This window comes from Variovorax sp. Soil_C_19 (genome assembly GCF_057657255.1).
Genome location: NZ_JBDGIV010000010.1, coordinates 49,007 through 62,710 on the forward strand (window position 1 = coordinate 49,007; position 13,704 = coordinate 62,710).

Sequence of the window (13,704 nt, forward strand, 5' to 3'; positions counted from 1 at the left end):
CGTGCTCCCTTGCTCAGGCGGTGGCGGCGTCGGCCGGCAGCGGCGTGACCGGGAAGATCGCGTTGATCTGTCCCGTGCCCGAGCTGCCGAAATAAGGCGTCACGATCTCCACGGGTGCGGTGTAGCGGTCCCAGCCGAGCAGGCCCAGCAGCATCGCGGTGTCGTGCATGTCGCCTTCGCCCCAGCACTTGTCGGCATACATCGGCAGCATGCCGACGAATGTTTTCCAGTCGCCGGCCTTCCAGAGTTCGACCACGCGATGGTCGACCTGCTCGAGAAACGGGTCGTAGACCTTGTGCATGAACTCGGGCGCGCGGCCGTTGTCGGCGAAGTGGTGCGAGAGCGAACCGCTCGCGAACACCGCGACCGTGCCGTCGTAGCGCTCCTCGATCGCGCGGCGCACCGCGAGGCCGAAGCGGCCCGACTCGGCAAGGTCGTGCCAGTCGCACCAGCCGCTGATGCTGATCACCTTGTAGTGCTGGTCGGCATTCATGTAGCGCATCGGCACCAGCGTGCCGTACTCGAGCTCGAGCGTGGTGTCGCTGTGCGCGCGGCTCTTCACGCCCATCTCGTTCGCCGCGTCGGCGATCAGGTGCCCGAGCGCCGGGTTGCCCGGGTAGGCATACGGCATGTTCTTGATGAAGTGCGGCAGCTCGTTGCTGGTGTAGGTGCCGCCGAATTCCGGACCGCAGTTGATGTGGTATTCGCTGTTGACCTGCCAATGCACGTCGAACACCACGATGGTGTCCACGCCCAGCGCGCGGCAGCGGCGGTCGATTTCCTTGTGGCCCTGGATCGCGGCGTCGCGGCAGCCGAAGTTCGGCCCCGGAAATTCCGACAGGTACATCGACGGTACATGCGTGATCTTGGCGGCGAGTGCGAGCGTGCCCATGGTCAGACTCCCCAATGCGGAATGTGGTGATTGCCCAGCGACACCGCCACGTTCTTCGGCTCGCAGAACACCTCGTAGCTCCAGGTGCCGCCTTCGCGGCCCGTGCCCGAGGCCTTGGTGCCGCCGAAGGGCTGGCGCAGGTCGCGCACGTTCTGGCTGTTGACGAAGCACATGCCGGCCTCCACCGCGGCGGCGACGCGGTGGGCGCGGCCGATGTTCTCGGTCCAGACGTAGCTCGAGAGGCCGTAGGCGATGTCGTTGGCCAGTTCGATCGCATGCGCCTCGTCCCTGAACGGGATCAGGCAGGCGACGGGGCCGAAGATCTCGTCCTGCGCGATCTTCATGCGGTTGTCGACGTCGGCGAAGACGGTCGGCATCACGTAGTTGCCGCGCTTCACCCGCTCGGGCAGGTCGCCCGGCGCCTCGAGCCCGCCGCACAGCAGCGTCGCGCCCTCCTTCGGGCCCAGCTCGATGTAGCTGCGCACCTTGGCCAGGTGGGCCTGCGAGATCATCGGGCCGACGATGGTCTTCTCGTCGAGCGGGTCGCCGACCGCGATGCGCTTCGCGCGCTCGGCGAACCTGGCGGCAAAGTCGGCATAGATCGACTGCTGCACCAGGATGCGCGAACCCGCGGTGCAGCGCTCGCCGTTGTTGCTGAAGATCATGAAGACGGCTGCGTCGAGCGCGCGGTCGAGGTCGGCGTCGTCGAAGATCACGAACGGGCTCTTGCCGCCGAGCTCCATGCTGAACTTCTTCAGGCCCGCGCTCTTCACGATGCGGTTGCCCGTGGCGGTGGAGCCGGTGAACGAAATGGCGCGCACGTCGGGGTGCGCCACCAGCGGCTCGCCGGCGTCCTTGCCGTAGCCGTGCACCAGGTTCAGCACGCCCGGCGGAATGCCGGCTTCGAGCGCGAGTTCGCCGAGCCGCGCGGCGGAGAGCGGCGAGAGCTCGCTCATCTTCAGCACCGCGGTGTTGCCGAAGGCCAGGCAGGGCGCGACCTTCCAGGTGGCCGTCATGAACGGCACGTTCCACGGGCTGATGAGCGCGCACACGCCCACCGGGTGGAACAGCGTGTAGTTCAGGTGCGTGGGCGTCGGATAGGTGTGGCCGTCGACGCGCGTGCACATCTCGGCGAAATAGTGGAAGTTGTCGGCCGCGCGCGGCACCAGCTGCTTGCCGGTCTGGGCGATGACCTGGCCGCAATCGTCGGTCTCGGTGCGCGCGATCTCGGGCACGTTTTTGGCAATCAGCTCGCCAAGCCTGCGCATCAGCTTCGCGCGTTCGGGCGCGGGCAGGCCGGCCCACTTGGGAAAAGCTTCCTTGGCGGCTGCCACGGCGGCGTTCACTTCGGCCTCGCCGCCCGCGGCGACCTCGGCCAGCACTTCCTGCGTGGCGGGGTTCACGGTCTCGAAGTAGTCGGTGCCGGCAACGCGCCGGCCGGCGATCAGGTGGTCGATTCTCATGCGGGTCCTTCGATGGTGTTCTGGAGGGCGCCGATGCCCTCGATCTCGGTCACGACCACGTCGCCGGGCCGGCAGTCGACCACGCCGTCGGGCGTGCCGGTGAGGATCAGGTCGCCGGGCGACAGCGTCATGAAGCGGCTGAAGTACTCGATCAGGAAGGGCGCGTCGAAGATCATGTCGCGCGTGTTGCCTTGCTGGGTGACCTTGCCGTTGACGGTGGTGCGCAGCGCGAGCGACATCGGATCGGGCACGTCGACCGCATCGACGAACCATGGGCCGAGCGGCGTGCAGGTGTCGCGGTTCTTCACGCGCAGGTTGGGGCGGTACCAGTTCTCGAGGTAGTCGCGGATCGCGTAGTCGTTGGCCACCGTGTAGCCGCCGATGAAGTCGAAGGCGTCGTCGCGCTTCACCTTGCGCGCGGTCTTGCCGATCACGATCGCGAGTTCGCATTCGTAGTGCATGAACTGCACGCCGGCGGGCCGGAAGGTCTTCTGCCGGTGCCCCGTCAGCGTGGCCTGTCCCTTGACGAACACCAGCGGTTCCTCGGGCGCCTTGAATTCGAGCTCCTTCGCATGGTCGGCGTAGTTGAGGCCGAGCGCGAGGATGGTGCGCGGGCGTGGCGTCGGCGCCAGCGGCGGCAGCCACACGAGCTGCGCCTGCGGCACCACGCGCCCGTCCTGCAGGCGCACCGCGGCGTCGGGCTGCCCGTCGAGGTCGTGGCTGGTGCCAGTGTGCTCGCGGCCTTCGTAGATGACGCGTGCGTGCTTCATGCGGCCTCCTGCACCAGCGTGTTGACCAGGGGCTCGAAGCCCGCGGCGGAAATCTCGATGCGGTCGCCCGCGCGTGCCAGCGGCCGGCCCGCGCCGCAGCCGAGCAACAGCACGTCGCCGTGTGCGAGCGTCATGAACTCGCCGACATCTGCGAGCAACTGGCGCGCAGGCCGCACCAGCGTGGCGAAGTCGAGGGTCTGCCGCAGCGCGCCGTTGATGCGGACCTCGACGCTGAAGCCCGCCGGGTCGGCCACTTCCTGCGCATCGCGCAGCGCCGGGCCGATGCCGAGAAACCCGTCGACGCACTTGAACTTGACGGGCGGGCGGAAGAAGCTCGTGTGCGGGATCGAGAGGTCGTTCATCAGCACGAAGCCCTCGACGTCGCCGTCGGCGCCGATCACCATGCCGACGGTCGCGCCGACTTCGACCTCGGGCGCGTCCACCGGCACGGCGATCGCAGCACCGTGCGGGCTCCAGGTGTTGGCGGTCTTCACGTAGAGCACCGGGGCCTTCGGTGCGGCCTTGTAGGGCGGCTCGGTCATCTGCGGCACGAGCGCGTCGAATTCGGCGCGAAAGTTCAGCAGCGTGCCGTACACGGTGCCGGTCGGAAGGTAGTGCGAGGCGGTGCCGTTCATGCGGGCTGCTCCAGCGCGATGAGTTCGTCGAGCAGTCCGTAGAGCTGCGTGAGCTTGGTCTTGCCGAGTGACTTTTCCATCCAGGCGTAGTGCGCCTCGATGCTGGCACCCAGGCGCTTGACCAGCCGCATGCCATGCGGCGTGGCCTCGATGACGGTGCGTCGCTGGTCGGCCGGGTCGCGGCTGCGCGTGATGAGCTTGTCGCGCTCCATGCGCGCGAGCACGCCGGTGAGGCTCGGGCCGAGGATGAAGGCCTCGCGCGCCACGTGGCCGGTGTCGACTGCGCCGTTCTCGCCGAGCACGCGTAGCACGCGCCATTGCTGGTCGGACAGCGCGTGTTCGCGCAGGCTGGGCCGCGTGTGGGCCATGACGGCCTCGCGCGCCTGCAGCAGCAGGCGCGGCAGATTGCGGTGGGTGAAGGTGGTGCTCAAGTGGCTCGTCCGGTTCAAATTACTTAACATATTAAATGATTTGCCCGCTGCTTCCTAGCCGCCACGCATAGGGGTTTGTGCGGACCCCTAAACTCGCCGCATGGCCAAGGACAAATCACTCTTCGTCTGCAGCGAATGCGGCGGCACCAGCCCCAAGTGGCTCGGCAAATGCCCGAGCTGCAGCGCCTGGAACACATTGGTCGAGCAGGTGGCGGGCAGCGCCAGCGGCTCGGCCAACAACCGCTTCGGCACGCAGTTCGCGTCGCTGGCCGGCGCGTCCGAGCTCGCGACGCTGTCGGAGATCGAGGCCACCGACATCGCGCGCACGCCGACGGGCCTCGACGAACTCGACCGCGTGCTCGGCGGCGGCATCGTCTCGGGCGGCGTCACGCTGATTGGTGGCGACCCCGGCATCGGCAAGTCGACGCTGCTGTTGCAGGCCGTCGATGCGCTGCAGCGCGCAGGACAGAACGCGCTCTACGTCACCGGCGAAGAAAGCGGGGCGCAGGTGGCGCTGCGCTCGCGGCGGCTCGGCCTTGACCATTCGCAGGTGCAGGTGCTGGCCGAGATCCAGTTGGAGAAGATCATCGCCACGCTCGACGCCACGCGGCCGGCGATCGCGGTGATCGACTCGATCCAGACCGTCTACTCCGACCAGCTCACCTCGGCGCCCGGCTCGGTCGCGCAGGTGCGCGAATGCGCGGCCCACCTCACGCGCTTCGCCAAGACCAGCGGCACGGCGGTGGTGCTGGTGGGCCACGTCACGAAGGAGGGCGCGCTCGCGGGGCCGCGCGTACTCGAACACATGGTCGACACGGTGCTGTATTTCGAGGGCGACACGCACTCGAGCTTTCGCCTGGTGCGCGCCATCAAGAACCGCTTCGGCGCGGTCAACGAGATCGGCGTGTTCGCGATGACAGAGCGCGGTCTCAAGGGCGTGGCGAACCCGAGCGCGATCTTCCTGAGCCAGCATGCCGAGCCGGTGCCCGGCAGCGTGGTGCTGGTCACGCTCGAAGGCACGCGGCCGATGCTGGTCGAGATCCAGGCGTTGGTCGACGACGGCGGGCCCAGCCCCCGCCGGCTCTCCGTGGGCCTGGACCGCGACCGCCTCGCGATGCTGCTGGCCGTGCTGCACCGCCATGCGGGCGTGGCCTGCATGGACCAGGACGTGTTCGTCAACGCGGTGGGCGGCGTGCGCATCAGCGAACCCGCGGCCGACCTCGCGGTGATGCTCGCCATCACCTCGAGCCTGCGCGGCAAGCCGATGCCCAAGGGCTTCATCGCCTTCGGCGAGGTCGGCCTGGCCGGCGAGGTGCGGCCCGCGCCGCGCGGCCAGGAGCGGCTGCGCGAAGCCGCCAAGCTGGGCTTCAGCGTGGCCGTGGTGCCCAAGGCCAACGCGCCGCGCAAGGGCGCGAAGGAGATCGAGGGCCTGACGATCCACGCGGTCGATCGCATCGAAGAGGCGATGGACGTCGTACGCGGGCTGGATTGAACGTGCCCGAAGCGCCTTCGACGCGCTGCGCGGCGAAGAACGCCAGTGCGGGCGGCGACAATATGCGCATGAATTTCCAGAAGTTTCTGATTCCGGTCGGCGCCATCGTGCTGATCGGTGTCTCGTGGCGCAGCTACGGCTGGGGCGGAGTCGCGTTCGCGGCCGGCGTGATCGTGATGTTCGTGCTGATGCACTTCAATCGCCTGATGCAGGTGCTCAAGCGCGCGGGCAACCGCCCGATCGGCCATGTGGCGAGCGCGGTGATGCTCAATGCCAAGCTCAAGCAGGGCGTCACGCTGATGCACGTCATCGCCCTGACACGCGCACTCGGCGAGCCGCGCTCGCCGCGCGACGAGCAGCCCGAGCACTACCGCTGGACCGATGCAGGCGGCTCTTACGTCGACGCGGTGTTCAACGGCGGCAAGCTGCAAAGCTGGACGCTGACGCGGCCCGAGCAGCCCGCGGACGACGAGCAGCCGTAGCTTTCGCGTCCTGCGCGAACCCTTCACGGCCGCCGCGTACGGCGGCCGGCTTTCAGAACGGTGCGTCCGCCTCTTCGGCCGGCGTAGCGGTCGCTGGCGCTGCGGCCTCTGTCGGAGCCGCGCCGAACGCCGCCTCGCCGCCGAGCGCGTCGAGCAGCGCCGGCACGAGCTGGCCGAGCTCGCCGGTGGCGATCGCCACGTCGGCATCGAAGTTGTCTTCCTTCTTGCCGCCGGCCGCGCCGTCCCCCGTGCCTTCGAGGAACACGATCTTGCGGATCAGCATGCCGTGCGTGAGCTCGAACGACACGCGGTCGTCCCAGGTCAGCGCGAGCCTTGTCGGGCGCTTGCCGTCGCTGATGTGCTGCTTGACTTCCTCGATGTCGAGCGGATGCTTGGCATAGCGCACCACGGCCTTCGAATCGTCGGATGCCTTGAGCTCGCACTCGCGGTCGACCGTGAAGCCGGCCGGCGGTTCCTGCGTGAGCAGCCAGTTGGCCATGGCGGCAGCGGGCTCGACCTGCGTGTTGATCGGGCTCACGGCAAAGCCGTCGAACGCCTTCACGAGGCTGGTGATCACCTCGTCGGCGCGCGCGGCATTGGCGGAGTTGATCACGAGGCGGCGCTCGGCCTGGTCGATCCACACGGCCACGCGGGCACTGCGCGTGAAGGCCATCGGCAGCAGCTCGAGCGTGATGTCCTCCTTGAGCTCCTTCTTTTCCTTCTTGCCGGGCTTGCGGCCCGTGGCGGCCTCGATCTGCGCGCAGCGCTCGTCGAGCTTGCGGCGCACCACCGAGCCGGGCACGGCCTTGCTCTCGATCATGTACTCGACGAGCCACTGCCCGTCGATGGACTCCACCAGCGGGCCATTGGCCTCGCCGCGCGGCTCGATCCAGCCGGCCGACTTTTCCTGCGACGGGCCGCAGGGCTCGAAGCGCTGCTTGCCCAGGCCTTCTTCCGCCTCGGCCAGCGTTTGGGACCAGGCAGGTTCGATGCGATAGACGATGACGTTCTTGAATACGGACACTGAAAAACCTTTTCTACTCTGCGACGAACGCGGAACCCGCCATTGTCACAGGCCCGGCCCGCGGGCGAGAAAAAAGGGCCCGGAGGCCCTTTGAGAGAAGGTGCTTCGAGGTGCGGCCTAGTCTTCTTCGACGAAAGCCTCTTCGCGCTTGCTACGCACCGACGGCAGCAGCACGATCACCAGCAGCACCGCGGCCGCGGCCAGCAGGCTGGCCGAGATCGGCCGCGTGACCAGCACGCTCCAGTCGCCGCGCGACAGCAGCAGCGCGCGGCGCAGGTTCTCTTCCATCATCGGCCCGAGGATCAGGCCCAGCAGCAGCGGTGCCGGTTCGCACTCGAGCTTGTGGAAGGCGTAGCCGATGATGCCGAACAGGCCCACCATCCAGACGTCGAAGGTGTTGTTGTTCGTGGAGTACACGCCGATCGCGCAGAACAGCACGATGGCGGGGAACAGCCAGCGGTACGGAATGGTCAGCAGCTTGACCCAGATCCCGATCAGCGGGAGGTTCAGGATCACGAGCATCGCGTTGCCGATCCACATCGAGGCGATCAGGCCCCAGAACAGTTCGGGGTCGCTGGTCATCACCTGCGGGCCCGGCTGGATGTTGTGGATGGTCATCGCGCCGACCATCAGCGCCATCACTGCATTGCCCGGAATGCCGAGCGTGAGCAGCGGGATGAACGAGGCCTGCGCGCCCGCGTTGTTAGCCGACTCGGGGCCCGCCACGCCGCGGATGTTGCCCTGGCCGAACGGGATCTCGCCGGGCCTCAGGCGCAGCTTCTTCTCGAGCGTGTACGACGCGAAGGCCGACAGCAGCGAGCCGCCACCCGGCAGGATGCCGAGCGCGCAGCCCAGCGTGGTGCCACGCAGGATGGCCGGCACCATGTTGCGGAAGTCCTCGCGGGTCGGGAACAGGCTCGACACCTTGGCCGTGAAGACCTCGCGCTGCTCTTCGGGCTTGGCCAGGTTGGCGATGATCTCGCCGTAGCCGAACACGCCCATGGCCACCGCGATGAAGCTCACGCCGTCGGTGAGTTCGGGGATGTCGAACGAGTAGCGCGCCACGCCCGAGTTGACGTCGGTGCCGATCAGGCCGATCAGGAGGCCCAGCACGATCATGCAGATCGCCTTGAGCAGCGAGCCCGAGGCCAGCACCACCGCGCCGATCAGGCCCAGCACCATGAGCGCGAAGTATTCCGCCGGGCCGAACTTGAAGGCCAGCTCGGTCAGCACCGGTGCAAAGGCGGCGAGCACCAGCGTGCCCACGCAACCGGCGAAGAAAGAGCCGATGCCCGCGGCCGCGAGTGCGGCCCCGCCGCGCCCCTGCTTGGCCATCTGGTGGCCGTCGATCACGGTCACCACGGACGACGATTCGCCGGGCAGGTTGACCAGGATGGCCGTGGTCGAACCGCCGTACTGCGAGCCGTAGTAGATGCCCGCCAGCATGATCAGCGCCGCGACCGGCGGCAGCGCATAGGTGGCCGGCAGCAGCAGCGCGACGGTGGTGACGGGGCCGATGCCCGGCAGCACGCCGATCAAAGTGCCCAGCAGGCAGCCGAAGAAGGCATAGAGCAGGTTCTGCAGCGTGAAGGCTGCGCCGAAGCCCAGCGCGAGGTTGTCGATCAGTTCCATGTTGTTGTCGGCCCCTTCAGCCGGTGATGAAGCTGGGCCAGACCTGGAACTGCAGGCTCAGGCCGAGGATGAAGACCAGGTAGCTGCCGACGGCAAGCACGCTGGCCAGCATGAGCGAGCCCTTGAACCTGAACTGCGTGCCGGCCATGCTGGCGACGATCACGAGCGCATAGATCGCGAGCACCAGGCCGAGCGCGGGCACGTCCATGCTCGGCATGCCGCCGAGCAGCACGCCGAACAGCAGGTTGGCGCCGATGATGAAACCCAGCTGCTTCCAGGCGATGGCACCAACCGGGTTGGTGTCTCCCTCGTTGCCGCGCAGCGAGAGCGAATTCACCAGGACCACCAGGCCCATCACGCACAGCAGGATGCCGAGCATCAGCGGGAAATAGCCCGGGCCCATGCGGGCACCGCTGCCAATCTTGTAGTTGAGGGCGCCGATGGCAAAAGCCGCGCCGACGGAGGCGAACATCAGCCCGGAGAAAAAGTCCTTTTGACTCCTGATCTTCATGGTGGGTGGTGCACTTTCGGGTGGGGAGAGATGGATGGAGGAGGCCGCAGGCGACGCGCACGGACGAAGGGCCCCGATGGGGCCGTGGCCAGCATCCAAATTTATATCATGTCGTGATGTAAGCGAATCGAGAATTGACTTATCGCTTTCCCTGCCCCGGTGTGGCCGCGCCTTGCTACATTCAGCGACGGGCCACAACAAAGCACACCATGTCCGATCCCCGGGAAAGTCCTTCCAAGCGGCGCCTCGAGGCGCTTTCCGAATTTCGCTATCGCCTGCGCAACTTCCTTCGCTTCAGCGAGGATGCGGCGCGCGAGGCCGGCGTGACCGCGCTGCAGTACCAGCTGCTCCTGCACACCCAGGGCTTTCCCGGTCGGCTCTGGGCGACCGTCAGCGAGCTGGCCGAACGCCTGCAGGCGCAGCCGCACGGTGTGGTGGCGCTGATCTCGCGCTGCGAGGACGCCGGGCTGGTGCGACGCGAGTCGAGCAAGGTCGACCGGCGCCAGGTCGAGGTGCACCTGCTGCCCAAGGGGCGCAAGGTGCTGGCCAAGCTGGCGCAGCGCCACCTGACCGAACTCTCCGAGCTGGCCGAGGCGGTGCGCCTCGCGCACGCGATCCAGGGCAGCATCGACGAACATTGAGGCGCCGCGCCGGGAAAATGCCGGAAAAGGCCGGGCCGCTAAAATCCGCGCTTTGCTTTCTCCTCCTAAGGACCCCACATGAGCGCGCTTCCCTCTCTGGACGACCGTGACGGCAAGATCTGGATGGACGGCGAACTCGTGGACTGGCGCGACGCCAAGATCCACGTGTTGAGCCACACGCTGCACTACGGATGCGGCGCATTCGAAGGCGTGCGTGCCTACAAGACGCCCGAGGGCACGGCGATCTTCCGCCTGGCCGAACACACCGAGCGGCTCTTCAACAGCGCCAAGATCCTGCGCATGAAGATCCCGTTCACGCCCGAAGAGCTGAACGAAGCGCAAAAGCAGGTCGTGCGCGAGAACAAGCTCGAGAGCTGCTACCTGCGCCCGCTGGTCTGGATCGGCTCCGAGAAGCTCGGCGTCAGCCCCAAGGGCAACAAGATCCACGCCATGGTCGCGGCCTGGTCGTGGGGTGCGTACCTCGGCGAAGAGGGCATGCGGCGCGGCATCCGCGTGAAGACCTCGAGCTACACGCGCCACCACGTCAACATCACGATGACGCAGGCCAAGTCGGTGAGCAACTACACCAACTCGATCCTCGCCAACATGGAAGCGCTGGACGACGGCTACGACGAGGCGCTGCTGCTCGACGCGAGCGGCTTCGTCTCCGAAGGCGCGGGCGAGAACATCTTCGTGGTCAAGGGCGGCGTGGTCTACACGCCCGACCTGTCGGCGGGCGCGCTCAACGGCATCACGCGCAACACCATCCTGCACGTGTGCAAGGACCTCGGCATCGAGCTGGTGCAAAAGCGCATCACGCGCGACGAGGTCTACATCGCCGACGAGGCCTTCTTCACCGGCACGGCCGCCGAAGTCACGCCGATCCGCGAACTGGACCGCATCGAGATCGGCAACCGCGGCGACGGCGGCTCGCGCGGGCCGGTCACCGAGAAGATCCAGGCGGCCTTCTTCGACATCGTGAACGGCAAAAACCCCAAGTACGCCCACTGGCTCACGAAGGTCTGAGAGAACCCATGCCCACCAACGCAGTCGTCGAACTCCTGGCCAAGGAACTCAACCCGCAGGGCGGCGTGTTCTGCCCGAGCCCCAAGGCCGACATGAAGCTCTGGAACACCCACCCCAAGGTCTACCTGGACGTGGCGCGCACCGGCGAAGCCAAGTGCCCCTACTGCGGCACCGTCTACCGCCTCAAAGCGGGTGAGCAGGTGGCGGGCCACCACTGAAGAGGCCCGCGAGGCGCGGCGGCAGCACCGATCGCCACGGGCTGCCGCTTTCCTGCACCATGCGCAGGAAAAGAAAGGCCACGAACAGCAGCGACAGGCCGATCTGCGCGTCGCGCATGGCCGAGTTCAGGCTGGCGGCCACGGTCATCGTGAGCATCGCAACGAAGCCGATGCGCCCCGTCAGGTCGGCGCGCCGCCAGCACACCCAGACCCCGCCCAGCATGATCGCGAGCAGCGACAGCAGCCCCGGAATGCCCGCTTGCGAGCCGATCCAGAGATAGTCGTTGTGCGGCATGTTCTTGTAGCCGATCACTTCCGGCGCGCGCTTCTTCCATTCGCTGGTCCAGGCGCCGATGCCCTGGCCCGCGACCGGCGCGTCGAGCATCATCTGCGCGGTCTCGCGGTACATGTAGTAGCGTGAAACCCAGCTGCCCTCCGAGGCCAGGCCGGCCTGGGCCTGCTCGAGCTCCTGCACGCCGAGCTCGAACTTGCTCTTGATGGAAGCGGGCAATTGCCAGGCGCCGAGCGCCGCGAGCGCCGTGGCCAGCGCCAGGCCCGCCAGCAGGCCGCGCGGATGGCTGCGCCACTGGTGGAAGCAGGCCGCGAACACGCAGCCCAGCATGGCGACGAGCGAGGTGCGCGAAGGCAGCGCGAGGCTGACCACGATCGCCATCACGGCCGCCACGCCGAAGGCCGGCCCGGCCCAGTGCCAGCGGCGCGCATCGCCGAGGTGCGCGAGGCCCAGCACCGCGGCCGCGGCGCCGATCATCGCGAACAGGAGCGCGTCGTTGATCGACTTGTTGCCCTGCATGATCGTCACGGCGCGCCAGACCTGCAGGTCGGGCAGGCCGACGGTGTGGTACAGCGCGATCAGCAGCAGCCCCAGCACCGAGGCGAGCAGGAAAGCGCGCAGCGCCCACACGCATTCGTCGCGCGTGAGTGCCAGCGCCAGCAGCATCGTGAGCGCGATGCGCAGGCCATGGGCCAGCTCGCCGCCGGTTTCCTTGAAGTGCGGCGACACGGCCAGCACCACCAGCATCCAGCCCACGTACGCCATGATCGGCCACCACAGCGGATGGGCCCTGACGCGCGCCGCACGCTCGCGCCAGTTGCCGTCGATGGCCATCGCGAGCAGCAGGAGAAGAAGGGCCGCGTAGTTCACGCCGACCGGCATGTAGACCACGAAGCCCCAGAGGGCCGCCGCAGGGCGTCCGAGTCTTGAACGGAACATGGGGCGGAATTCTAGAGGCGCGGCCCGATCGCGCGCCTGGCTTTGGCGGTGCGGCGGGTCCCCGCGCGGTGCTGCGTCACCGCGGAAGGCGGATCACGAAGCTTGCGCCGCCGCCCGGGCGGTCTTCGCATTGCACGCTGCCGCCGTGGCGTTCGGCAATGGATTTCACGAGTGCCAGTCCGAGCCCCACGCCGCCGTTGCGCTCGCTCGCGCCGGGCAGCCGGTAGAAGGGCTCGAAGATGCGCTCGCGCAGTGCGGCGGGTACGCCCGGCCCGCGGTCGTTCACGCGCACCGTGGCAAAGCCGTCGGTGCTGCCGAGTTCGACCGAGGTCTCGCCCGCCCCGTAGCGGCGCGCGTTCTCGAGCAGGTTGCGCACCGCGCGGCGCAGCAGCCGGGGCACGCCGGGGACGGTGAGCGTCGCGCTGTCGGTGCCTTCGACGAGGTCGAGTTCGGCGTCCACGCGCGAGCATTCCTCGGCGGCGAGGCCGGTCAGGTCGACTGCCTCGATCGTGCCCATGTCGGCCTCACGCGCATCGAGGCGGCTCGCGAGCAGGATCTCGTCGATGAGCTGGTCGAGCTCGCCGATGTTGCGCGAGATCTCCTCGCGCGCCGAGGGGCTCGGCCGCTCGCCCATGAGCTCGAGGCCCATGCGGATGCGCGTGAGCGGCGAACGCAGCTCGTGCGAGGCGTTGGCCAGCAGCGACTTGTGCGAGCGCACCAGCTGTTCGATGCGTTCGGCCGAGGCATTGAAACGTTTGGAGAGATCGGCCACTTCGTCCTGCCCTTCCTCGGTGATGCGCACGGACAGATCGCCGTCGCCCCAGCGCTGCACGCCGCGCTGCAGCGCCTCCAGCCGCTGCGTCAGCCGCCGCACGATGGGGTACACCCCGAGCGCCACGGCGATGCCCACGAGCGCGATCATCCAGCCGAGCCCGAACGGCGTTCGCCAGGGCGAGAACCCGCCCGGGCGGCGATCGCGCGGCGCCACGCGCAGGGTCATCTCCCTGCCGTCGCTCAACGTCACGTCGAACTCCAGCCCCTGGCCCGGCACGCGCAAGGCCTGCCCAGTGCCGATGGGGGTGTCGTTCTCGTCGAGCACCACGACGTTGCGCGGCACCGGCGCGAGGCGCTCACGCTCGGCCTGCGCCGCTTCACGCACGACCCAGTTCGCCATCAGCGTGAGGATCACGACGCCGGCCACCACCGCCATCCAGATGCGGACGTAGAGGTGGCGCGAGTAGAGGGTGCGCAGCATC

The 13,704-nt window shown here is 68.0% G+C and carries 15 protein-coding genes; 5 read left to right on the forward strand and 10 right to left on the reverse strand.

The genetic code is table 11. From position 1 onward, the window contains the following. Positions 1-13: 13 nt before the first annotated feature. The 5 genes from hpaD to hpaR are packed head-to-tail and all read right to left on the reverse strand — an operon-like array spanning position 14 to position 4,191. Entirely contained in the window at positions 14-892 is an 879-nt protein-coding gene (gene hpaD, locus AC3A6R_RS18935; RefSeq protein WP_487865229.1) for a 3,4-dihydroxyphenylacetate 2,3-dioxygenase, read from the reverse strand. A gap of 2 nt (positions 893-894) precedes the next feature. Then, entirely contained in the window at positions 895-2,355 is a 1,461-nt protein-coding gene (hpaE, locus tag AC3A6R_RS18940) for a 5-carboxymethyl-2-hydroxymuconate semialdehyde dehydrogenase (RefSeq protein ID WP_487865230.1), read from the reverse strand. Then, a complete protein-coding gene (locus AC3A6R_RS18945; RefSeq protein WP_487865231.1) occupies positions 2,352-3,125 on the reverse strand; it encodes a fumarylacetoacetate hydrolase family protein in 774 nt (257 codons plus the stop codon). Before AC3A6R_RS18945 ends, hpaE begins: the two co-directional genes overlap by 4 nt. Next, entirely contained in the window at positions 3,122-3,760 is a 639-nt protein-coding gene (locus AC3A6R_RS18950) for a fumarylacetoacetate hydrolase family protein (RefSeq protein ID WP_487865232.1), read from the reverse strand. Before AC3A6R_RS18950 ends, AC3A6R_RS18945 begins: the two co-directional genes overlap by 4 nt. After that, positions 3,757-4,191 (reverse strand): homoprotocatechuate degradation operon regulator HpaR, encoded by a 435-nt coding sequence (gene hpaR / locus AC3A6R_RS18955; RefSeq protein ID WP_487865233.1) that lies wholly within the window; start codon positions 4,189-4,191, stop codon positions 3,757-3,759. The genes AC3A6R_RS18950 and hpaR overlap by 4 nt, the downstream gene beginning before the upstream one ends. 100 nt (positions 4,192-4,291) lie before the next feature. Between hpaR and radA the strand changes: the two genes are divergently transcribed. After that, positions 4,292-5,683 (forward strand): DNA repair protein RadA, encoded by a 1,392-nt coding sequence (radA, locus tag AC3A6R_RS18960; protein WP_487861145.1) that lies wholly within the window; start codon positions 4,292-4,294, stop codon positions 5,681-5,683. A gap of 68 nt (positions 5,684-5,751) precedes the next feature. Further along, positions 5,752-6,165 (forward strand): glycerate kinase, encoded by a 414-nt coding sequence (locus AC3A6R_RS18965; protein WP_487861146.1) that lies wholly within the window; start codon positions 5,752-5,754, stop codon positions 6,163-6,165. A gap of 52 nt (positions 6,166-6,217) precedes the next feature. On the opposite strand, the gene AC3A6R_RS18970 is transcribed toward AC3A6R_RS18965, so the two are convergent. The 3 genes from AC3A6R_RS18970 to AC3A6R_RS18980 all read right to left on the reverse strand — a co-directional run bounded on the left by AC3A6R_RS18970 (position 6,218) and on the right by AC3A6R_RS18980 (position 9,332). Beyond that, entirely contained in the window at positions 6,218-7,189 is a 972-nt protein-coding gene (locus AC3A6R_RS18970) for a recombination-associated protein RdgC (RefSeq protein WP_487861147.1), read from the reverse strand. A gap of 117 nt (positions 7,190-7,306) precedes the next feature. Further along, complete coding sequence (locus tag AC3A6R_RS18975; protein ID WP_487861148.1) at positions 7,307-8,821, reverse strand: tripartite tricarboxylate transporter permease; 1,515 nt, start codon at positions 8,819-8,821, stop codon at positions 7,307-7,309. A 16-nt stretch (positions 8,822-8,837) separates the two neighbouring features. Further along, entirely contained in the window at positions 8,838-9,332 is a 495-nt protein-coding gene (locus AC3A6R_RS18980) for a tripartite tricarboxylate transporter TctB family protein (RefSeq protein ID WP_487861149.1), read from the reverse strand. 209 nt (positions 9,333-9,541) lie between these two features. Here AC3A6R_RS18980 and AC3A6R_RS18985 point away from each other — a divergent pair, with 209 nt between their 5' ends. The 3 genes from AC3A6R_RS18985 (at position 9,542) to AC3A6R_RS18995 (ending at position 11,217) form a co-directional block, all read left to right on the forward strand. Then, the gene (locus AC3A6R_RS18985; RefSeq protein WP_487865234.1) at positions 9,542-9,973 is read left to right on the forward strand and encodes a MarR family winged helix-turn-helix transcriptional regulator; all 432 of its coding nucleotides are present in this window, start codon (positions 9,542-9,544) and stop codon (positions 9,971-9,973) included. A 78-nt stretch (positions 9,974-10,051) separates the two neighbouring features. Then, positions 10,052-10,999, forward strand: coding sequence for a branched-chain amino acid transaminase (locus tag AC3A6R_RS18990; protein WP_487861151.1), 948 nt, complete (start codon positions 10,052-10,054; stop codon positions 10,997-10,999). 8 nt (positions 11,000-11,007) lie between these two features. Then, positions 11,008-11,217 carry a zinc-finger domain-containing protein gene (locus tag AC3A6R_RS18995; RefSeq protein WP_487861152.1) on the forward strand — a complete coding sequence of 70 codons (210 nt, stop codon included), beginning with the start codon at positions 11,008-11,010 and terminating at the stop codon, positions 11,215-11,217. Here AC3A6R_RS18995 and AC3A6R_RS19000 read toward each other — a convergent pair. Together AC3A6R_RS19000 and AC3A6R_RS19005 are read right to left on the reverse strand one after the other, a co-directional pair. After that, positions 11,183-12,448: an O-antigen ligase family protein gene (locus AC3A6R_RS19000; RefSeq protein WP_487865235.1), complete on the reverse strand. Its 1,266-nt coding sequence runs from the start codon at positions 12,446-12,448 to the stop codon at positions 11,183-11,185. The genes AC3A6R_RS18995 and AC3A6R_RS19000 overlap by 35 nt on opposite strands. A 76-nt stretch (positions 12,449-12,524) precedes the next feature. Continuing rightward, entirely contained in the window at positions 12,525-13,703 is a 1,179-nt protein-coding gene (locus AC3A6R_RS19005) for an ATP-binding protein (protein ID WP_487865236.1), read from the reverse strand. Position 13,704 lies beyond the last annotated feature (1 nt).

Bases quoted from the DNA above. Each gene is read 5' to 3' on its own strand.
- hpaD (WP_487865229.1), bottom strand. From the start codon at position 892: ATGGGCACGCTCGCACTCGCCGCCAAGATCACGCATGTACCGTCGATG.
- AC3A6R_RS19000 (WP_487865235.1), bottom strand. From the start codon at position 12,448: ATGTTCCGTTCAAGACTCGGACGCCCTGCGGCGGCCCTCTGGGGCTTC.
- radA (WP_487861145.1), top strand. From the start codon at position 4,292: ATGGCCAAGGACAAATCACTCTTCGTCTGCAGCGAATGCGGCGGCACC.
- AC3A6R_RS18965 (WP_487861146.1), top strand. From the start codon at position 5,752: ATGAATTTCCAGAAGTTTCTGATTCCGGTCGGCGCCATCGTGCTGATC.
- AC3A6R_RS19005 (WP_487865236.1), bottom strand. From the start codon at position 13,703: ATGCTGCGCACCCTCTACTCGCGCCACCTCTACGTCCGCATCTGGATG.
- AC3A6R_RS18945 (WP_487865231.1), bottom strand. From the start codon at position 3,125: ATGAAGCACGCACGCGTCATCTACGAAGGCCGCGAGCACACTGGCACC.
- AC3A6R_RS18985 (WP_487865234.1), top strand. From the start codon at position 9,542: ATGTCCGATCCCCGGGAAAGTCCTTCCAAGCGGCGCCTCGAGGCGCTT.
- AC3A6R_RS18995 (WP_487861152.1), top strand. From the start codon at position 11,008: ATGCCCACCAACGCAGTCGTCGAACTCCTGGCCAAGGAACTCAACCCG.
- AC3A6R_RS18990 (WP_487861151.1), top strand. From the start codon at position 10,052: ATGAGCGCGCTTCCCTCTCTGGACGACCGTGACGGCAAGATCTGGATG.
- AC3A6R_RS18950 (WP_487865232.1), bottom strand. From the start codon at position 3,760: ATGAACGGCACCGCCTCGCACTACCTTCCGACCGGCACCGTGTACGGC.
- AC3A6R_RS18975 (WP_487861148.1), bottom strand. From the start codon at position 8,821: ATGGAACTGATCGACAACCTCGCGCTGGGCTTCGGCGCAGCCTTCACG.
- AC3A6R_RS18980 (WP_487861149.1), bottom strand. From the start codon at position 9,332: ATGAAGATCAGGAGTCAAAAGGACTTTTTCTCCGGGCTGATGTTCGCC.
- hpaE (WP_487865230.1), bottom strand. From the start codon at position 2,355: ATGAGAATCGACCACCTGATCGCCGGCCGGCGCGTTGCCGGCACCGAC.